The sequence below is a fragment of the Kribbella rubisoli genome, from assembly GCF_004217145.1.
GTDB lineage: Bacteria > Actinomycetota > Actinomycetes > Propionibacteriales > Kribbellaceae > Kribbella > Kribbella rubisoli.
In genome coordinates, this window is sequence record NZ_SHKR01000011.1 from 849,105 (window position 1) to 869,518 (window position 20,414).

General features: G+C 68.8%; 16 protein-coding genes. 3 read left to right on the forward strand and 13 right to left on the reverse strand.

What is annotated here, in order from left to right; translation table 11 throughout:
• Positions 1-6: 6 nt before the first annotated feature.
• From EV645_RS06885 to EV645_RS06905, 5 genes are all read right to left on the reverse strand, one after another.
• Positions 7-816 carry an ABC transporter ATP-binding protein gene (locus tag EV645_RS06885; RefSeq protein ID WP_130440853.1) on the reverse strand — a complete coding sequence of 270 codons (810 nt, stop codon included), beginning with the start codon at positions 814-816 and terminating at the stop codon, positions 7-9.
• 10 nt (positions 817-826) lie between these two features.
• Positions 827-1,855, reverse strand: coding sequence for a FecCD family ABC transporter permease (locus EV645_RS06890; protein ID WP_130440855.1), 1,029 nt, complete (start codon positions 1,853-1,855; stop codon positions 827-829).
• A gap of 76 nt (positions 1,856-1,931) precedes the next feature.
• Positions 1,932-2,993, reverse strand: a complete 1,062-nt coding sequence (locus EV645_RS06895; protein WP_130440857.1) for a FecCD family ABC transporter permease — start codon at positions 2,991-2,993, stop codon at positions 1,932-1,934.
• Between the two features lies 1 nt (position 2,994).
• Positions 2,995-4,017, reverse strand: coding sequence for an ABC transporter substrate-binding protein (locus EV645_RS06900; RefSeq protein WP_130440859.1), 1,023 nt, complete (start codon positions 4,015-4,017; stop codon positions 2,995-2,997).
• A gap of 43 nt (positions 4,018-4,060) precedes the next feature.
• Positions 4,061-5,239: a C45 family autoproteolytic acyltransferase/hydrolase gene (locus EV645_RS06905; RefSeq protein WP_130440861.1), complete on the reverse strand. Its 1,179-nt coding sequence runs from the start codon at positions 5,237-5,239 to the stop codon at positions 4,061-4,063.
• A 197-nt stretch (positions 5,240-5,436) separates the two neighbouring features.
• Here EV645_RS06905 and EV645_RS06910 point away from each other — a divergent pair, with 197 nt between their 5' ends.
• On the forward strand, positions 5,437-6,363 hold the full coding sequence (locus EV645_RS06910; protein ID WP_130440863.1) for a MurR/RpiR family transcriptional regulator: 927 nt from the start codon (positions 5,437-5,439) through the stop codon (positions 6,361-6,363).
• On the opposite strand, the gene EV645_RS06915 is transcribed toward EV645_RS06910, so the two are convergent.
• The 6 genes from EV645_RS06915 to EV645_RS06940 all read right to left on the reverse strand — a co-directional run bounded on the left by EV645_RS06915 (position 6,360) and on the right by EV645_RS06940 (position 15,005).
• Positions 6,360-6,929 (reverse strand): Chromate resistance protein ChrB, encoded by a 570-nt coding sequence (locus EV645_RS06915; protein ID WP_242000250.1) that lies wholly within the window; start codon positions 6,927-6,929, stop codon positions 6,360-6,362. The genes EV645_RS06910 and EV645_RS06915 overlap by 4 nt on opposite strands.
• A gap of 10 nt (positions 6,930-6,939) precedes the next feature.
• Positions 6,940-8,721, reverse strand: coding sequence for an FAD-binding protein (locus EV645_RS06920; RefSeq protein WP_198681497.1), 1,782 nt, complete (start codon positions 8,719-8,721; stop codon positions 6,940-6,942).
• Positions 8,722-8,914: 193 nt separating this feature from the next.
• Positions 8,915-9,637, reverse strand: a complete 723-nt coding sequence (locus EV645_RS06925; RefSeq protein WP_130440869.1) for a VIT1/CCC1 transporter family protein — start codon at positions 9,635-9,637, stop codon at positions 8,915-8,917.
• Positions 9,638-9,733: 96 nt separating this feature from the next.
• The gene (locus tag EV645_RS06930) at positions 9,734-11,506 is read right to left on the reverse strand and encodes an aldehyde dehydrogenase family protein (protein WP_130440871.1); all 1,773 of its coding nucleotides are present in this window, start codon (positions 11,504-11,506) and stop codon (positions 9,734-9,736) included.
• Positions 11,503-13,956 (reverse strand): aconitate hydratase AcnA, encoded by a 2,454-nt coding sequence (acnA, locus tag EV645_RS06935; RefSeq protein ID WP_198681498.1) that lies wholly within the window; start codon positions 13,954-13,956, stop codon positions 11,503-11,505. The genes EV645_RS06930 and acnA overlap by 4 nt, the downstream gene beginning before the upstream one ends.
• Positions 13,953-15,005 carry an isocitrate/isopropylmalate dehydrogenase family protein gene (locus EV645_RS06940; RefSeq protein WP_130440873.1) on the reverse strand — a complete coding sequence of 351 codons (1,053 nt, stop codon included), beginning with the start codon at positions 15,003-15,005 and terminating at the stop codon, positions 13,953-13,955. The genes acnA and EV645_RS06940 overlap by 4 nt, the downstream gene beginning before the upstream one ends.
• Before the next feature lie 105 nt (positions 15,006-15,110).
• Here EV645_RS06940 and EV645_RS06945 point away from each other — a divergent pair, with 105 nt between their 5' ends.
• Positions 15,111-15,806: a GntR family transcriptional regulator gene (locus EV645_RS06945; protein WP_130440875.1), complete on the forward strand. Its 696-nt coding sequence runs from the start codon at positions 15,111-15,113 to the stop codon at positions 15,804-15,806.
• Positions 15,803-16,789 (forward strand): GDSL-type esterase/lipase family protein, encoded by a 987-nt coding sequence (locus EV645_RS06950; RefSeq protein WP_130440877.1) that lies wholly within the window; start codon positions 15,803-15,805, stop codon positions 16,787-16,789. The genes EV645_RS06945 and EV645_RS06950 overlap by 4 nt, the downstream gene beginning before the upstream one ends.
• A 1-nt stretch (position 16,790) precedes the next feature.
• On the opposite strand, the gene EV645_RS06955 is transcribed toward EV645_RS06950, so the two are convergent.
• Positions 16,791-19,778: a glycine--tRNA ligase gene (locus tag EV645_RS06955; RefSeq protein WP_242000384.1), complete on the reverse strand. Its 2,988-nt coding sequence runs from the start codon at positions 19,776-19,778 to the stop codon at positions 16,791-16,793.
• A 54-nt stretch (positions 19,779-19,832) separates the two neighbouring features.
• Complete coding sequence (locus EV645_RS06960) at positions 19,833-20,366, reverse strand: TetR/AcrR family transcriptional regulator (protein ID WP_130440881.1); 534 nt, start codon at positions 20,364-20,366, stop codon at positions 19,833-19,835.
• Positions 20,367-20,414 lie beyond the last annotated feature (48 nt).

Below are 20,414 nucleotides of genomic sequence, written 5' to 3' on the forward strand. Positions count from 1 at the left end.
GTACTCCTATCCGGTTGCCACTGACAGCTGGGCCCGGAGCCCGGCGCGCAGCGGGATACACATCGGTTTACCACTCACCGGGTGAGGCACGACCTTGGACTCCACCCCGAAGACGTCCCGGATGGTGTCGCAGGTGAACACGTCCTCGGGGGTTCCCTGCGTGACGAGGGCGCCGGACTTCATCACGAACACGTGGTCGGCGTACTCGGCAGCCATGTTGAAGTCGTGCAGCACCATCGCGACGGTCTTGCCTTGCTCCTGGTTCAGCTGGTGCAACAGGTCCAGCACCTCGAGCTGGTAGGCAACGTCGAGGTACGTCGTGGGCTCGTCGAGCAGGATCAGGTCGGTGCCCTGCGCGAGGCAGAGCGCGATCCACACCCGCTGACGCTGGCCGCCGGACAGCTGGTCGACGTGCTGGTGGCGCAACTCGGCCGTGCTGGTCACGGTCATCGCCCACTCGACCGCCTCCTTGTCGGCCGCACTGGGCACCTTGAGCGAGGTGCGGTGCGGGTGCCGGCCGAACCAGACCAGGTCCTCGACCGAGATCGACTCGGGCGTGACCAGGACCTGCGGCAGGATCGCGAGCAGCCGTGCCACCTCCTTGGTCGGAGTGTCCTGGATCGACTTCCCGTCCAGGATCACGCTGCCCTTGGCAGGTGGCAGCAGCCGGGCCAGGGCCCGCAGCGCGGTGCTCTTGCCGGAGCCGTTCGGACCGATCAGGACACTGACCTTCCCGTCGGGGATGGTCAAGGTCAGATCGCGAGCGATCACCTTCTGGTCATAGGCGAGCTGAACGCCTTGTGCCTGCAGACGCATGGCGGGTCTCCTACTTTCCGGTCTTCACGAGCAGGTACAGGAAGTACGGGCCACCGACCACGGCCGTCACCAGGCCCGCCGGAATCTCCAGCGGCGGTGCCAGACCACGCCCGATCATGTCGGCGAACAGCATCAGCAGTACTCCGAACAGCGCGGCCGCCGGGATCGACGCCAGGTGCTTGCCGCCGAACACGCGCCGAGCCATATGCGGAGCGATCAACCCGACGAAGCCGATCGTTCCGGCCACCGCGACCGCGGCCGCGGCCAACGCGACCGCGAACAGCAGCAACAGCCGGCGGGTCTTCTCGACTGGTTCACCGAGGCCTGCGGCCAGGTCGTCGCCGAGTCCGAGTACGTCGAGCTTGCGCGCCCAGATCACGATCAGCGGCACCAGCACGAGCACCCAGGGCAGGATCTCGAGTACGGCACTCATCGACCGCCCGAACAGACTTCCGGTCAGCCAGATCAGCGCAGCACTGACATCAAGAGGTTTGCGGACCAGCAAGAACCGGATGCCCGCCTCGAAGGCCGCGCTGACCGCGATGCCGACCAGGGCGATCCGCACCGGAGTCGCACCACGCCGGTAGGCCAGCAAGTACACCAGCCCCGCGGCCAGCAATCCCCCGACGAAGGCCGCCGGTACGACGGCGAGCACCGGCACGCCGGGGATCGCGAGCAGCAGCAACATGCCGCCGAAGCCCGCACCCTTGGTGACACCAATGATGTCCGGGGCCGCAAGGGGGTTGCGGATCACGCCCTGCATCACGGCGCCGGACACCGCGAGCGCCGTACCGATCAACCAGCACAGCAAGACCCGCGGCACCTGGAAGTCGAACACGATCGCGGCTGCCTGGTCGGACCGGTCGCCGACGAGGGCGTGCAGGACATTGCCGAACGACACCTCGGTCGCCCCGACCTTCAGGCTGTAGATACTCAGCACGACCGCCAAGACGCCGAGCGATCCCATCAGAGCGGCGGGATGCCGCTTGGCCAGCGACGTACGCCGGACGTGCTGCGCGACGATCGTCGTGCTGCTCATCGACGTCCTCGCTTCGCTCCGGGCGCCGATGAGACACGAGGTCGGCTGTGCTTAATGATGAACTCGCTTCGCTCGTTCATGAGGTCACCTTCTGTCGACGGGCCAGGTACACGAAGATCGGTGCACCGAGCAGGGCCGTGACCACGCCGGCTGGGACTTCGAACGGCGGCTTCACGTAGCGGGACACGATGTCGGAGTACAGCACCAGCACGCCTCCGCCCAGCGCAGACAACGGCAACAGCACCGTGTAGCTGGAACCGACCAGGCGGCGCATGATGTGCGGCACCACCAGGCCGATGAACGCGACCGGTCCGGCCACGGACACAGCCGCGCCGCACAGCACGATCACCAAAGCCGACCCCAGCGTCCGGGTCCGTTCGACGTTCTGGCCGAGTCCGCGAGCCATGTCGTCGCCCAGAGCCAGCAGGTTGAGCGGGCGCGCCATGGCGAACGCACCGAGCAGACCGAGTACGAGCCAAGGGAGCAGGTTGCGCACGTCCTGCCAGCCGGCGAAGTTGACGCCGCCGACCAGCCAGAACAGCACGCTGTCGGTGGAGTTCTCGTCGAAGATGATCAGCACCTGGGTCAACGAGATCAGCAGACTGCTCGCGGTCACACCGGCCAGCGCCATCCGCACCGGACTGACCCGGCCGCGTCCCGAGCCGGCCAGCAGCATCACCGATACGCCCGCCGCGGCCGCGCCGCCGAACGACAACAAGATCGTCGGCGCACCCGACAGCGACGGTACGACGGTGATCGCCAGTACGACGACGAACACCGCACCGGCGTTCACACCCATGATCTCCGGCGCCGCCAGCGGGTTGGCGGCGACCGCCTGCATCAACGCGCCGGCCACCGCCAGGGCGGCGCCGACGCAGAGCGCCAGCACCACCCGCGGCAACCGGATCGACTGCAGGATCAGAGCGTCGGAATCCTTGGCGTTGAAGATCGCGGCCGGCAGCCGGGACAACGAGATGTGCTGACTGCCGATCGACAGGCCCCACGCGATCCCGGCCACGAGCAGCACCAGGACGACCAGCGTCACCCAGGTGACCCGCTGCTTGCTGGTGACGACCTTCGGACGCCGGTGGGCGGCGTCCTCGGTCGATTCGGGCACAGTGCCCACGGACAGGCTCATGTCACTTCCCGTAGAGCATCTTGACGGCTTCCTTGGCAACCACCTCGGAGGCGATCAGACCCCGCGAACGGGACCATTCGTTCGGGTCGACGTCGTAGCTCGCGTTGTTCTTCACCGCCGGGATCTCCTTCCACAGCGGACTCTTCTTCCACTGGTCCCGCAGCGTCGGCCCGTCGTTGGGAGCAATGAACATCACGTCCGGCTTCGTCGCGACCAGGGTCTCCAAGGTCAGCGAGACCGACGCATCGCCGGAGCTGTCCGGCAGCGGTGACTTGATACCGATGGCCGACAGCACGCCCGGCGTGTAGGCCTTCGGCGGGAACCCGGTGAAGCCCTTCTCCGAGGCCCGCACGAACAGGGCCTTGCGATTCTCGTCCGCGGGCGCCGTCGCCTTCAGGTCGGCCATGGTCTTGGCGTGCTCGGCCAGCCGGGTCTTCATCTGGTCGCACTTGTTCAGCGCGATGGCCGTGGACATCTCGCTGTCCAGCACCTGCTGGTAGTTGCCGTTCAGGCTGGCGTAGGCGATCGTCGGCGCGATCTTCGACAGCTGCGCGTAGATGGCCTTGTGCCGGCCGCTGTCGGCCACGATCAGGTCCGGCTTCAGCGCGGTGATCACCTGGATGTTCGGCGTCGCTCGCAGGCCGACCGACTTGTAGGTCCCGACCTGGTCGCGCAGCGCGGGGATGATCCGCTCCGGCTGGTCGTCGTCGGCAACGCCGACCGGTGACATGCCGACCGCGACGAGCGCGTCGACGAACGAATATTCGAGCGCCACCACCCGGGTCGGCGTACCGGTGATCGTGGTGGTGCCGAGGTCGTGCTTCACCGTGCGGGTGGCCTTACCGCACTGGTCCAGGTTCACGTCCGGGCTGACGCCTTCGGCGGCAGCTGCCCGGTCGGCGTTCGGCGCCGCTCCGGTGGAGGGTGAGGAGGCGGAGCCGCCGCAGCCGGACAGGGCGACCGCGGCGGCGGTCAGGGTGACGGCGACGGCGAAACGCCGCAACCTCGAGGTTCGGTGGGACATGGCATTCGCTCCTGATGTCGACAATGCCTTGCAGGGGTGGGATTCACCCGGCCGCGATGCGGGACAGGGCCGGGTCGTCGACGTCCGGACGGTCTGACAGACCGGGGCCGTCGTAGAGGTTCCAGGGGGCCTGCTGGTAGCTGTTCGCGCAGGGCAGGCCGGGAGTCAGCCGGTACGTGCCAGTGGTCAGATCGACCAGGCTGGACACGATCGTGGCGTAACGGTCGAGCTCGTGCCGGCGCGGATCGACGTGCTGGCAGACGGCGTTGGGGTGACTGAAGTGGTCGCTCATCGTGTTCTGCACGATGGTCTCGACGGCCTTCTCGGTGGTGCCGTCCTGGCGGACCTGACGCAGGCCCTCCTCGACGCGCGGCACCCGGTAGAGCGAATCCACCGAGAAAGGTCGGTAGGTGTCGTTGATCTGCGGCGGGACGAACGCCTGGAAGTGGTTGCCGTGGACAAGTAGTCCGTCGGTCGGATACATCCAGCCGTGCCGTCCGGGCGTGGTCTCGACGTCGATGGCGAAACCGTCGCGGTGAGTCAGAAGCAGGTTGCTCGACAGGCTCTGGCGGACTCCGAAGACGACCTGCAGGGCGTCGTACAGGTCCCAGCTCTCCAGCACCATCCGGCGGACGAACGTGCCGGGTACGGCGAGACCGCGGCCGAAGCCGGCGCCCAGCCCGTTCGCGTTCAGGGACAGGCCGGCCGAGTTCGCGCCGTGCCGGGCCAGCTGGCCGGCCTCGACGTGCCCGATCACCGTCGGCTTGCCCGGCTGGGAGATCCGCAGCAGCACGATCGTGTCGGCGATGCCGGCCCACAGGTCCCAGTTCTGACCGGACCAGACATGCCCGAGCGGATTGGCCGGCGGCAGGATCGCGAACGACGTACAGCCGTCGTCACGCTCGTCCTCGTGGTCGAACGGGTTGCCGCGGGTGAGCTCGCCGCGGCTGTTCAGCGCGAGGATCTCGGCGAACGTGCGGCCGGATCCTTCGGCGATCCCGCGGACCTCGTCCAGCAGTTCAGGAGCGTGCGGCTCGATCACCGGGACCCAGTGCGGCGCGCGCTCGAGGACCTCGGTCCAGCTCAGCCCGGTGGCGCGCGGGACAGACTCGGCGTAGAACGCCAGCGAGCGCTCGATCAGCGGCCGCGCGGCCTCGCCGTACTGACGGCCGCGATCGCGGGCGTCGGCGCCGGAGATCTCGATGGTCGGAAGGTGTGCCACGGAAGTCGCTCCAGGAGGGGTGGACGGAAACTGGACACGCGCCGTTCGTTGTGTTCACTACGAATATTCGTCTGACGGTAGTGATTGCTACAATCCCTGTCAACGGGTCGGCGCATCGTTTACCTGGCGGTGACATAGCGGGCCGGATGACATGATCTGCGTATTGACAGGCACAACTGGGAGCCGGAGGAGCCGACGTGACCGAAACCAAGGCGCCCACCCTGCCGGAGCGGGTGGCGAGCCGGATCGACTCGCTGACCGCGACCGAGCGGAAGATCGCCGAGTACCTGTCGGCCCATCCCCAGGAGGCAGCCTTCTCCTCCGCCGAGGAGCTCGGCCGGGCAACCGGCACCAGCGACGCCAGCGTGGTGCGCACCGCCAAGGCGCTGGGATTCGACGGCTTGCCCGGCCTGAAGCGATCGCTACAGGGCGAGCTACAGGCGCTGCTCAGCCCGGCGAACCGGCTCAGCAACAGCCTCGCGACGTTCGACGTCGGCGCCGAGGGCATCCTCACCGCGACCCTGCGCGACCACGTGGAGCGGCTCCAGCAGGCCGAACGGACGATCGACCCGGAGGCTTTCGCGAGCGCCGTCGAGCTGATCGACTCCGCCCGCGAGACGCTCATCTGCGGTTTCGCCGGCCTGGACGGGATCTCGGCGTACACCGCGACCCACCTGACCCGCATCGGCCGCCGGGCGCGGGCCGCGTCGGACACCGGCTACCGGCTGGCCGACCGGCTGCTCACGCTCGGCCCGGAGGACGTCGTGGTGGTCATCGCCCACAACCGGATCATCGTCGAGACGCGCGTCATCCTCGACCTCTGCGCCGAGGTCGGCGCCCGCGTGGTGCTCATCACCGACACCCTCGGCGAAGCGCTCCGCGACCAGGTCGACGCCGTGCTGTCGGCGCCGACGAGCCGTCCGGGGACGTTCACCAGTCAGGCGACGGTGCTGATCCTGCTCGAGGCCCTGGTGATCGCGGTGGCCGCGCAGGACCAGGAGCGCTCGCTGCAGACGACCGACCGGATGAACCAGCTCCGGGAAGAGCTGATGGGCTTCTCGCGCGCCGACGAAGTCGCCCTGAACCTGCCGGCCGCGAAGCGCGACCGTAACAGGGACGCTTAGACCGTGCCTTCGGTGCGTTCGTAGACGTCGGCCTCGAACTCCTCCAGCAGCCGCTCGCAGTCGGCCACCTTGGCCCTGGCCAACTCCTTGCCGTCGGCATCCATCCAGTCGCGATCCTCGACCTTGGCGAGCCAGCGGCGGAGCTTCTCCAGATCCTGGCGGATCTCCTCGGCCTCCTCGAAGGTGTAGTTCTCCCGGAACCGCTCGAACTCGATCTCCTTGACGAACTTGGTCTCGCACTCCTCGACGATCTCGGCGTACTCCTTGGCCGACTGGACCCGGAAGCCCTCGACGAACTGCTCGCGGGCGTCGTCGTCCAGATCGGTCAAGGTCAGGAACACGCTCGAGCCACCCAGCTCGGTGACCCGCTCGCGGACCTTCTCCATCCCGGCCCGCAGCTCGTCGCGGTCCGGCAGCACGCACACGGCCTGCTGCACGTAGAACCCGCCCAGGCGCTTGAGGTCCCGCCACACCGCCACCCGGGCCCGGGAGGACTCGCTGGGCACCTTGTAGATGAGCAGCAGCCAGCTCTCGGGGCTCTTGGCCTTGGTACGTCGGGTCGCCATGCCGGACAGGTTATCCGCTGACACAGGACCGCAGCCCATCGACGAGGTACGGCATCACCTCCTGCCAGTCCGCGACCAGCCCGACGTCGCAGTGCGCGAAGATCTCCGCGGCCGGGTCGGTGTTGATCGCGACGAGAGTCCCGGCGCGACCGGCGCCGGCCAGGTGGTTCAGGCTGCCGGACAGTCCGACGGCCAGATACATGCGCGGTGCGACACTGCGGCCGGTGATACCGATCTGCCGTCCGTGCGGGAGCCAGCCCTGGTCCGTCACCTTGCGAGTGGCGGCGAGCTCCGCGTTCAGCAGGGCGCGGACCGGCTCCAACTCGTCGTACTTGTCCGGTGGAACGCCACGACCGACGCCGATGACGACCTCCGCGCGGTCGAGCGCGTCCCCGTCGTCTCCGGTACGCCGTTCTGTCCGGGTGATCGCGGTGTCGGGCTCGACGTGGAGTGCGTGCAGCTCGAGCGGTCGATCCACCCGTGGGGTGCGCAGTGGCAGCAGACCGGTCCTCAGCGTCGCGATCTGCGGGGTCCCGCGGCTAACGATCTCCGCCAGCGTGCCGCCCCCGGACGGCTTCAACCCACTCAACCGCCCATCCTTCGCAGACAGGCTGACGAGATCAGACATCAACCCCGCATCAGACGTAACCGCCAGCCGAGCAAGCACTTCCCGATCCCACGGCAGAGCAGCACCCAGCACTGCCCACACCTGCCTGCCATTTAGCCATCCGGTAAGCCCCCTAGCCACCGCCCGAGGTTCCTCCCCATCCACCACAACAACCGAATCAGCCCCCCACCGCCCAAGCTCCCGATCACCTTCTACCGTCGTAACAGCAGTAACCGAACCACCGATCTCCGCCGCCAAAGCGGCGGCCGTTCCAAGCAACGCCCGAGTCCCCTCCACAGGCCCAGCCCCCACCAACACCACCACCTCAGCTGCCGCCTGCTCACCCGGAGCGGAGGCTACGGCCGGCTTCTCGGCCGGGCCCGCCGTGCGGCGCCCGTAGGGCGGGGTGGTGAGGGGGGCTGAGGTTGTGGGGTGAGGTTTGAAGCAGCCTCGGGCTGTTAGTTCGGTCAGGGCCCGGTCGACCTGCGACTGGAGGTGGCCGCGGAAGATTACTGGGTTTCTGGTGAGGGGGGCGGGGTGGACCTGGGCGACCTTGGTCGGGCTGGCGGGGAGGCCCCAGGGGGCTTCGGGGAGGTCGGCTGTGGTGACCTGGCGGACGGTGTCGGGGGGAGGCCAGGTGTCGGCTGGGGCCTTGGCGGGGTCGCAGGAACGTTCGGCTACTGCTACTACCGCGGGGAGGTCGATGGTGACCGACTCCGTGCCGGTGTCGTACTGGACTGTGGTGCGAAGTCGACCGTCGACCGGTTCGAGCGTCAGGACGGGACCGGTGAAAGGCAGGCCGAGGAGTTCGGCGAGCATGGCGCCGACCGCTCCGGTGCTGCCGTCGACCGAGCTGTTGCCGACCAGGATCAGGTCCGGCGGATCGTCGAGCAGCCGAATCGTGGCTGCCAGCGCGCGAGCGGTCACCAGACAATCCGAGCCGGCCAGCGCGGGGTCCGACAGCTGCACGGCATCGTCGGCACCCCACGCCAGCGCCTCACGCAGTACGTCGACAGCAGCCGGCGGGCCCATCGTGATCGCCGTACTGCGACCGCCTGTCTCCCGCGCCAGCCGGACCGCTTGCGCCACGGCCCGGCGGCACCACGGGTTCATCTCCGCGACCGCACCGGCCCGTTCGAGCCGCCCGTCCGCGTCGAGACGACCACTGTGATCACCCTTGGGCACCTGCTTCACCAAGGCCGTGACTACCAGGGCGTGACTCCCGATCCCCTGCCGTAGCGAGCAGGTGCTCGGCGGAGCGTCTCGGTGTGCTGGAGGGGAGGGTTCGATGTGGTTCATCGTTCCCTTCCCTCCAGTGCAGCGAGGCGCCCGTCGAGCGCCGCGCAGTAGGCAGGGGATCGGGAGTCACGTCCTCGATTCATGACAATCCGGTTCCTACGGCTAGACCGATGGCGAAGGTGACGGCGGCCGAGAGGCCGCCGAGGAGCAGTTGGCGGCCGCCGCCGTACCAGAACGGGCGGGCGGTGATCTTGCCGACGATGCCGCCGGTGACGACCAGGCCGAGGGCGCTGAGCAGCAACGCCGGCAGCACCGAGACGGCCCCGAAGAGGAACGGGAGCAGCGGGATTACCGCGCCGACAGCGAACGCCGCGAACGACGAGCCGGCCGCGACCCACGGCGACGGGAGATCATTGGGGTCGACACCGAGTTCTTCCCGGACGTGGACGTCGAGCGCGACCGCCGGGTTCGACGTCAGCTCGCGCGCGACCTCGGCCGCGAGCTCCGGACGCAGACCCTTGGCCTCGTACATCATCGCGAGCTCGCGCTCTTCTTCTTCCGGGTGGATCTCGAGCTCGCGTCGTTCGACCGCGATCTCGGCCTTCATCAACTCGGTCTGGGACGACACCGAGGTGAACTCACCGGAGGCCATCGAGCAGGCGCCGGCGACCAGGCCGGCTAGCCCGGTCATGATCACGACCTTGCCGGTCGCACCGCCGCCGACCACACCGGCGACCAGCGCGAAGTTCGAGACCAGGCCGTCCATCACGCCGAACGTCGCCGGCCGCAGCCAGCCGCCGGTCACGTCGCGATGGGAGTGGTGGAGTTCGGGTGCTTCGGTTTCCGCAACATCCGCGGTCATGGGGGAACATTCCTTCCGCAGGGTAGGTGAGCCTTCCCGCACTGAGGTTTGCGTAACCTCAGTTAATATGCATCACCTGTTACAACAGTCTATTCGTTACTTCTCGCTGGCGCCAACGGCACCTCGATCCGCGGCCGACAGGTGCTGCACGGTCACGCCGGTGGCGGTCATCGTGCGGGTGACCGCCCGGCCGCCGTACACCCAGTAGATGACGAGCTCATCCCTGCCACGGTTGATGAATTGGTGCGGTACGCCGCCCGGCACCCAGGTCGCGTCACCCGCCTCCAGGTCGACCCGCTCGCCGTCGATCACCGCTGTCGCCTGGCCGGCGAACACCAGCACCGATTCCTCGACGTTGTGCGAGTGCGTCGGGATTTCGGTGCCGACGGCAAACGTTGTGGTGCCGGTGGTGATCCGGTTCGCGTCGCAGTTCCACGCACCGACGTACGGGACGGTGCGGACGCCGCTGCCGCGGTCGAACACCTCGGTCTCGTCCGGCCGGATCACCAGCCGGGGTGCGGGCTCCGGTGACCAGACCGTCTTGACGTTCATGAACTCGCGCATCCCGTAGGCGCCGAGTTCGCGGCCGTACCCGGACTGCTTGATCCCGCCGAACGGGAGGCGCGGATCCGACGCGACGATCGCGTTCACGAACACCGCGCCGGCGTCGATCCGGCGTACCAGCTCTGCCGATCGCTCGGGTGACGTCCACAGCGAGGCGCCGAGTCCGAACTCGGTCTGGTTCGCCAACCGGATCGCCTCGTCGGCGTCACCGGCCCGGACGACGGCCGCGACCGGGCCGAACGTCTCCTCGTCGAACGCCGCCATCCCCGGCAACACGTGATCGAGAACGGTCGGCAGGTAGAAGAAACCCGGCCCGGCAGGAGATCCGCCGCAGACAAGGGTGGCGCCGGACTTCACGGTACGGCGAACCTGGTCGTGCAACGTGTCGCGTAGACCGTCGCGAGCCAGCGGGCCGAGTGTGGTCTCGCGCCGGAGCGGATCGCCGACGACCAGCTTCTCGATCTCGACGGTGAAGAGGTCGACGAACTCGTCGGCGACGGACTCCTCGACGATCAACCGCTTCGCGTTGACGCAACTCTGGCCGGTGTTGAGGAAGCGTGCCTTCACCGCAGCCCGCGCGGCCGCTTCGAGGTCGGCGTCGGCGAGGACGATGAACGGGTCGGATCCGCCGAGCTCGAGGACCTGCTTCTTCAACGCCTGACCGGCCTGGGTCGCGATGATCCGGCCGACCTCGGTGGAACCGGTGAACGTCACCGCGGCGATCCGGTGGTCGGTGATCAGCCCGGCGACCTGCTCGGTCTCGACGAGCGCGACCCCGATCAGGCCGCTCGGCATTCCGGCGTCGGCGAGGACGGACTCGATCGCGAGCGCGCTCTGCGGCACGGTGTTCGCGTGTTTGAGGATCGCGCCGTTGCCGGCCGCCAGTGCGGGGGCCGCGAAGCGGAAGAACTGCCAGAACGGGAAGTTCCACGGCATGACGGCCAGGACGACGCCGAGCGGTTCGACCTCGATCCGGCCTTGCGCGGTGACCTGTTCGGCGGCGAGGAAGCCTGCCGCGTTGGCGGCGTAGTACTCGCAGGTGATCGCGCACTTCTCGATCTCGGCCTCGGCCTCGGTGATCGGCTTGCCCATCTCGGTGCTGATCAGGTGCGCGAGGCCGTCCTGGCGCGCGCGGAGGGTGTCCGCGATCGACTGCAGGAGTGCGATGCGTTCGTCGACGGACGTGTTCCGCCAGTTGCTCTGGGCAAGCAGTGCGGCGCTGAGCAGCCGGTCGACGCGGTCTTCGTCGTACGGCTCGAAGGCCGCGAGGTGCTCGCCGGTGGCGGGGTTGATCGAGGCGATCACAAGATGTGCCCTTCGCTGAGGCGGTGCAGGACGTAGGGAAGTACGCCGCCGTGGCGGTAGTAGTCGTGCTCGCGGGGCGTGTCGAGGCGGACGCGGAGCCGGTAGGTGCGGCCGGCGGAACGCGCGGTGGCTGATTCGTCGTCGTGCAGTTCTATGTCGATCGGATCGTTGCCGGTGAGGTCGTCGCCCTCGCCGGGGAGGAACTCGAGCGGGAGGATGCCGAGGCCGACGAGGTTGGAGCGGTGGATCCGCTCGAAGGACTGGGCCAGGACGGCGCGGACGCCGAGCAGGGCCGGGCCTTTGGCGGCCCAGTCGCGGGACGAGCCGGTTCCGTATTCCTTGCCTGCGACAACGACAATCGGTACGCCGGCTCTTTGGTATGCCATCGCGGCGTCGTAGATCGAGGTCGTCGTGCCGTCGGGTCCGCGGGTCAGCGGGCCTTCGATGTCGACGAGTTGGTTGCGCAGGCGAACGTTGCCGAAGGCACCGCGCATCATCACCTCGTGGTTGCCTCGGCGGGAGGCGTAGGTGTTCAGCTCGGTCTCGCCGAGGTCTTTCAGATAGCGTCCGGCGACACTGTCGCGCGGGATCGCGCCGGCAGGTGAGAGATGGTCGGTCGTGACGGAGTCACCCAGGCGAACCAGTGCGCGTGCTCCGTTGAGGTCATCGGTCGGTTTGCTGAAGTAGTCCGGTCGCTGGAGGTACGTCGAATTGCCCCAGGCAAACGTCTCGCCCTGCGGTGCGTCCAGCTTCTGCCAGCGGTCGTCGCCGGTGAACAGGTCGTCGTACGCGTGCTCGAAGAGGTCGGGGGCGAGCACCTCCCGCAGTACCGCGTCGATCTCGGCGGGTTCGGGCCAGATGTCACGCAGGTAGACGTCACCACTCAAAGGCTCGGTCTGCAGGTCGATGTCGATCCGGCCGGCCAACGCGTACGCGATCACCAGCGGAGGCGAGGCGAGGTAGTTGAGCTTCACGTCGGGCTGGATCCGGCCCTCGAAGTTCCTGTTCCCCGACAACACTGCTGCCACCGTCAGGTCCTGCTCGCGCACTGCCTGGGCGACGTCGTCGATCAACTCCCCCGACGCCCCGATACACGTCATACAACCGAACCCGGCCAGATGAAACCCAAGCTTCTCCAGGTACGGCGTCAACCCCGCCTCCCGCAAATAGTCCATCACCACCCGCGACCCCGGCGACAACGTCGTCTTCACCCACGCCCGACTACCGACCCCCCGCTCCACCGCCTTCTTGGCCACCAACCCAGCCGCCACCATCACCGCCGGATTAGACGTGTTCGTACACGACGTAATAGCCGCCACAACCACAGCCCCATGCCCCGGAACATCTGCGGTGCGGGGGCCGGGTGGGAGTTCATGGTCGGCAGCTTGCTTGGTGTCTGTCAGAGGGATTCGTTGGTTGGGCCTACGCGGGCCGGCGATGGAGGGGACGATTGTGGAGAGGTCGAGGGTTACGTGTTCGTCGTACAGGAGGTTGGCTGTGGGGTCGTGCCATAAGCCTTGGGTTCGGGCGTAAGACTCGACGAGGGCGACCTTGGCGGGTGGGCGGTTGGTGAAGGTCAGGTAGTCGAGGGTTTGGTGGTCGATGGGAAAGTAGGCCGCGGTGGAGCCGAACTCGGGGCACATGTTGGCGATCGTGGCCCGGTCGGGGACGGGGAGGTCGGCTAGCGCGGGGCCGGTGAACTCCACGAACTTGCCGACGACGCCGTGCGAGCGCAGGGTTTCGGTGATGGTGAGGACGAGGTCCGTGGCGGTGGTGCCGGCCGGCAGTGCACCGGTCAGCGACACACCGACGACCGGCGGCAGGACCATCGAGACCGACTGGCCGAGCATCGCGGCCTCGGCCTCGATCCCGCCGATCCCCCAGCCGAGTACGCCGAGGCCGTTCACCATCGTGGTGTGCGAGTCGGTCCCGAGACACAGATCCGGGAACACCCACCCGTCACGCTCCTCGACGACCCGCGCCAGGTACTCCAGGTTGATCTGATGCATGATCCCGGCCCCGGGCGGCACAACCTTCAACTGCCGGAACGTCTGCTGTCCCCAGCGCAGGAACCGGTACCGCTCGGCGTTCCGCTCGTACTCACGGGCCACGTTCAACTGCAGCGCATCAGGCCGGCCGAACACATCCGCGATCACCGAGTGATCCACGACGAGCTCCGCCGGGATCACCGGATCGACCAGCGCCGGTTCCTTGCCCAGCGCAACCATCGCGTTCCGCATCGCCGCCAGGTCGACCAGCACGGGTACGCCGTTCGTGTCGTGCAGGAACACCCGGGACGGGTACACCTCCAGCTCACCGGTTGCCCCCGGCTCCCAGTTCCGCAACGCCTCGGAGGCGGTCCCGTGCCGGAGCGCGTTCTCGAGCAGGATCCGCAACGTCCGCGGGAGGTGGTCCGGGGCGATCCCGGCGAGGTCCTGGATCCTGCTCACGTCGGCTCACCGATGGTGGCGACGACCGCGTCGGTGAAGGCGGTGGTGCCGGCGGTGCCGCCGAGATCTGCGGTCCGCGTCCCCCGCGCGACGGTGGTCCGCAGGGCCTGCTCGACGCGGTCAGCGGCGTCGCGAGAGCCCAGCCAGTCGAGCAGCATCGCGCCGGAGGCGATCATCGCGGTCGGGTTCGCGAGTCCACGGCCGGCGATGTCCGGCGCCGAGCCGTGGGCAGCCTGGGCCATCGCCCGGTCGTAGGAGGCGTTGATGGACGGCGCGATGCCGAGCGACCCGGCCAGTTCACCGGTCAGGTCGGACAGGATGTCGCCGAACATGTTCTCGGTCACGAGTACGTCGAAGTCCGCGCCGTGCCGGACCAGATGCACGGTCATCGCGTCGATGTGGAAGTCGTCGACCTCCAGCTGCGGGTAGTCGGCCGCGACCTCCCGGCAGATCTCCAGGAAGAACCCGGTGGTGGTCCGCAGCACGTTCGCCTTGTGCACGATCGTCAGGTGCCGGCTCCGCCGGAGCGCCAGCTCACACGCCTGCCGCGCGATCCGCTCGATCGCGGGCCGGGTGAAGATCCCCATCGCGATCGCCACGTCCTTGGTCGGCATGAACTCGCCCGTGCCGCGATAGGTACTGCGATCCGCGTAGAACCCCTCAGTGTTCTCCCGCACCACCACCAGATCGAGCCCGGGCACCAGTGCAGGCGTCCCTTCGAACGCGCGTGCCGGACGGATGTTCGCGAACAGGTCGAAGTGCTTGCGCAGGAACCCGCTCGGGTTCAGCCGGGCCCGATGCTCGGCCGGGTACGACGCACTGTCGTGCGGGCCGAGCAACCATCCGTCGAGCTTGTCCAGCGTCTCGACCGTGAGGTCGGGCAGCGCACTGCCGTGGGTCTCGATCGCCGCGGCGCCGACCGGGAGCGGAACCCACTCGACCGGCTCGGCGCCCGCGGCGGCCAGGCCTGCGTCGAGGACCCGGACAGCGGCCGGGACGATCTCCGGCCCGATGCCGTCACCGTCGAGAACTCCTAGTCGATACGTCATAGCCAGGAGTGTGAGTCGTTATAACGACTCACGTCAAGGTATCGCTCCGTGATGTCTCGCGCCTTGATATGCTGCGATCTGGTGTTATAACCGAAGGGAGCGCCGGTGACGAAGGCAGAGGCCGCCTACGATCTCGTCCGGGAGCAGGTGCTCCGGGGCGATCTCGTCCCGGGTGCGGTCATCCCGCAGGCCGCCCTCGCCCGCGAGCTCGGCGTGAGTACGACGCCGTTGCGCGAAGCACTGCGCCGGCTGATGACCGAGGGCCTGGTCGAGCTCGACGCGCACCGCGACGCCCGCGTGACCCGGTTGACCCTCGAGGAGGCCCGCGACCTGATCGAGGTACGCCGCTCCCTCGACCCGCTCGCTGCCGGCCTGGCCGCCGAGCGCCGTACCCGCGAGGACCTCGCGCTGATCCGGCAGACGGCCGACGAACTGCGGCCGTTGCGCGCCGACCCCGGATCGGCCGAGCTGCTCACGCACCGGCGCTTCCACGTGGCGATCTACAGCGCGTCGCACAACCAGCTGCTCGTCCAGCACCTCGACGGACTGTGGGACAAGGCCGACCGATATCGCAGGCTGGCACTCGAGGACGGCCGGAGCGAGGCGGACCTGGACCGCACGCACTCCGAGCACCGCGCGCTGGTGGACGCGATCGCGGCCGGCGACTCCGCTACCGCGACGACGGTCATGCTGGCGCATGTCGAGGCCAGCCTCGGCGCCCGGGCGGTCGCCCGCCTGACGTCCGCTGCCGACCAACCCGCCGCCCGGTCGCTGCGGGGCATCCGAGGAGGCCGGTCATGAGCGACCTGTGGACCGGGCACCAGTACTGCGAGGTCGATGCTGACGGCTGGACGACGTTCTGGCGACTCGACCCTCGCGACCGCGACTTCCGCCTGTCCGACTGGACCGGCGATCCGGACCGCGCCGGTCATCGGCTCTGGGAGCGTGCTGCGACACCCGCGGGGGTGCGCGCGGCCTGGCGCACCTCTGCGGCATCGGTCGATCTGGAGATCCGGGCCGCGTTCGGCATCTACACCAGGATCGCGCCCGTCGACGTCCTGGTCGACGGCGAGCTGCACCAGCGGTGCGAGGTGCTGGAGGGCGAGCAGCGGCTGAGCATCGAGCTGCCGGGCGACCAGGCTGAGGTCGAGATCTGGCTCCCCCAGGCCGGAAGGGTCGCGCTCCGGAAGGTGTCCTTCGACGGCGAGGCCGAGCCGCTCGCGCCGACCGGGCCGCGGTGGATCACCTACGGCAGCTCGATCACGCAAGCCGGCGGCGCGTACGGCCCATCGGAGACCTGGCCGGCGCTGGTTGCCCGGACGAACGGCTGGGACGGCGTCAACCTCGGTTTCGCCGGCGAGTGCCACCTCGATCCGATCGCCGCCCGGACGATCCGCGACCTACCGGCCGGCCTGATCTCGCTGTGTCTCGGCATCAACATCCACGGCGGAGCGACGTACAGCGGCCGGACGCTCCCCGGCCAGGTCGAGTCGTTCATCGCCACCGTTCGCGAAGGCCATCCGCAAACTCCGCTGGTCGTGATCACCCCGCTGCCCGCCCCGGACCGCGAAGGCGAGCCGAATGCGGTCGGCCTCACGCTCGACGACGTCCGGGCCTGCGTCGAGCTCGGCGCCCGCACAGATCCCGGCGTACGCGTGATCGACGGCCGGACGATCCTCAGCTCCGACGAAGCCCGGGCCCTGTATGCAGACGAAGTGCATCCAGGGCCCGACGGCTACCGCCTGATCGGCGAACGTCTCGCCGGTCTACTCACGCTCGACTGATTCACTCCGCCGGGCTGAGGCTCGTGCCGAGGGCCTGCCAGTCGAGGACCGGTGCGGCGAGTTGGCTGATGGTGGCGAGCAGGCCGAGGCGGGCGGCGCGGATCTCCGGCTCCTTGGCCATGACCAGGATCTCGTCGAAGAAGGCATTGACCGGCTCGACCAGGACCGACGTGGCGGCGACGAAGTCGGACAGGCCGGTTGGCGCCTGGCCGATCTTCTGGACCGCCTCGTGCAGCACGACCTCGGCCGGCTCGGTGAGCTTGCTCGAGTCGTACGCCGCCTCGGTGCCCTCCGGCACGATCCGGCGTACCCGCTGGAGAACGGCGACCAGGTCGGCGAAGTCGCTGTTGCCGACCAGGCCCTGCAGCGTCTTCAGCGTTTCGTCGGCCGCGGCCGGAGCAGTTGCCAACGGCAACACTGCGGCCACCTGGAGGTGGTCGTCACCCCGGTCGAGCAGCTGCTGCTCGTACCGTCGGACGGTGAACTCGGCCACCTCGTCCAGCGACTCCGCCGGTACGTCGATGCCCTGGGCACCGATCTCCGCCGCGGCTGCCTGCAGCCCGGTCTCGAGCGTGATCGCCCGCAGCTCGGGGTGCTCGCGCAGGATCGCGACCACGCCGCCGGCCGCACGACGCAACGCGAACGGGTCCGAGCTTCCCGTCGGCTTCGCACCGACACCGAACAACCCCGCCAGCAGGTCGAACCGGTCGGCCAGTGCGAGCAGCGCACCCGGAGTCGTCGACGGCACCGGGTCACCAGCGGATCGAGGAAGCTCCATGTCGAACAGTGCCTGGGCAACGCCTCCGGTCTCACCGGCGCGACGCGCGTACTCGCGAGCCATCGTGCCGGCCAGGCTGGTCAGCTCGACGACCATCTGCGAGCCCAGGTCGAACTTCGCCAGCTCGGCCGCCCGCTTCAGCGTGGTCAAGTCGTCGCCGTCGAGCTCCACCGTGCCGGCCAGCGCCAGCGCGATCCGGCCGATGCGGCCCGCGCGGTCGGCCATCGAGCCGAGCCGCTCCTCGAAGGCCAGCTTCTCCAGCTCGCCCTTCATCGACTCCAGCGGCGTCTCCAGGTCGGCCCGCCAGAAGAACGCGGCGTCCTCGTACCGCGCCCGCAGTACGCCCTCGTTGCCTGCGCGTACGACGTCCTCGTCCACGGAACCGTTGGCCACGGCAACGAAATGCGGGAGCAGCTTGCCGTCGGTGTCGCGCACCGGCAGGTAGCGCTGGTGCTTGCGCATCACCGTCGTGAGGATCTCGCTCGGCAGCTCGAGGTAGTCCGCAGCGAAGCCACCGAGGATCGCGGTCGGCTCCTCGATCAGGTTGACGATCTGGTCGACGAGCGCGGACTCACCCTCGAAGTCGACCGCGCCGTTCACGCCCTTCGCCAGCTCCGTCGCCGCGGCGACGATCTGCTCGCGGCGCTTGGCCGGATCGGCTTCGATGCCGTGGATCCGGAGCAGATCGAGGTACCCCTCGGCGGAGGCGATCTCGACCTTCGGCGGCGCGGCGGTCCGGTGGACCCGCGTGGTCCGGCCGGCAGCGAGCGTCGACACCGACACCGGAACCACCTCGTCGCCGAGCAGCGCGACGAGCCAGCGGATCGGACGGGTGAACGACAGGTTGGCGTCGTTCCAGCGCATGTTCTTGTCGGAGCGGAGGCCCTTGACGATCTCGCTCAGCACGCCGCTCAGGACCTCGGCCGCACCGCGACCCGGGTCCGGCTTGGTCACCGCGACGTACTCGACGCCGTCGACGTCCAGGTCGTGCAGCTCGCTGGGGTCGACCTTCTGACCGCGGGCGAACCCGGCGGCGGCCTTGGTGAGGTTGCCGTCGGCGTCGTACGCCGCGGCCTTCTTCGGTCCGCGAACCACGCGCTCGGCGTCCGGCTCACCGGCCTGCACGGAAGCGACGAAGGCGACCACGCGGCGGGGAGTCGCGTACGTCGTGATCGCGCCGTGGCCGAGCCGGGTCGCGCCGAGCTTCTCCTCCAGCGCGGAACGCACGGCCTCGGCGGTCTTGGTGACCTCCGACGGCGGCATCTCCTCGGTGCCGATCTCGAAGGTCAGCTGCCGCGTCCCGGTCAGCGCCGGGAACTCGGTCGGCTCGGCCGCGGCCGGCGGGAGCTCGGCGTGACCCAGCGGGTACTGCAGCTCCTCGCGGCGCTCGGCCCACAGCCGCGAGACCTCGCGGGCCAGCGTTCGCATCCGGCCGAAGGCCTTCGCGCGTTCCGTCGTACTCACGGCGCCGCGGGCGTCGAGGACGTTGAAGGTGTGCGAGCAGCGCAGTACCTGGATGTGCGCGGGCACCGGGAGCCGGTCGTCGATCATCCGGCGCGCCTCGGCGGCGTACTCCTCGAACAGCCGCTTCTGCGACTCCACGTCGGCGTCGTCGAGGTAGTACCGGCTCATCTCGTACTCCGCCTGGCCGAACGCCTCGCCGTACGAGATGCCCGGCGCGTAGGCGATGTCCTTGAAGTGCGAGACGCCCTGCAGCGCCATCATGATCCGCTCGATGCCGTAGGTGATCTCCACCGACACCGGGTCCAGCGTCATACCGCCGGCCTGCTGGAAGTACGTGAACTGGGTGATCTCGAGGCCGTCGAGCCAGACCTCCCAGCCCAGGCCCCAGGAGCCGGTCGCCGGGTTGGCCCAGTTGTCCTCGACGAACCGCACGTCGTGCGCGTGAATGTCGATCCCGAGCGCGGTCAGGCTCTCCAGGAACAGCTCCTGCGGGTTGCCCGGGTCCGGCTTGAGCACCACCTGGAACTGGGTGTGCGTCTGCAGGCGGTTCGGGTTCTCGCCGTAGCGGCTGTCGTCCGGCCGAACGCTCGGCTCGACGTACGCCACCCGCCACGGCTCGGGACCGAGCACGCGCAGGATCGTCGCCGGATTCAGCGTTCCGGCCCCGACCTCGGTGTTGAACGGCTGCACGACCATGCAGCCCCGGTCGGTCCAGTACTTCGTCAGCGCCAGCAGCGCGTCCTGCATGGTGAGCACAGCAAACCTCAAGCCATCTTCGGGGGGTTTTCGGAGCGAAGTCTATTAGCTTCGTCGGGGTGCTATCCCCCGGATTGCCAGGGTGAGTAGCCGGTCGGCCTGGGCGGAGTCCTCGCCGCTGGCCAGGGAGATGCCGTTGACGAGCTTCAGCAGGTCCTCGATCCGGACGTCCGCGGGTACGGCGCCGGTGTTCTGAGCGCGCTCCAGCAGCCTCCGGCCGGCCGTGATGACGCGCGCATGAGCGTCCGAGCCACACGCTTCACCCAGCACCAGAGCGGTCGCCAATCCCCTGCTATTGGTGGTGTGGCCAACCATTGTGCGGAGCCAGATCTGCAACGCCTGCAAGGGATCCGCGTGATCGAGGAGGTCGTCGGCCTGCACGCAGACCGCGTCGACGCTGCTCCGGAACACCGCCTCGAGCAAGCTGACGCGACCGCCGAAGTGCCGGTGCAGCGTCGCCGACCCGACGCCGGCGCGGCGGGAGATCTCCTCGAGTGACGCGTCCGCGCCCTGCTCGGCGACCACCTCGGCCGCGACCGCTACCAGGCGGTCCCGGTTCCGCTGGGCGTCAGCACGCATCTTCTCGAGGTCCCTTGACTTAAGTGGGGTGGTCCCCCATATCGTAGC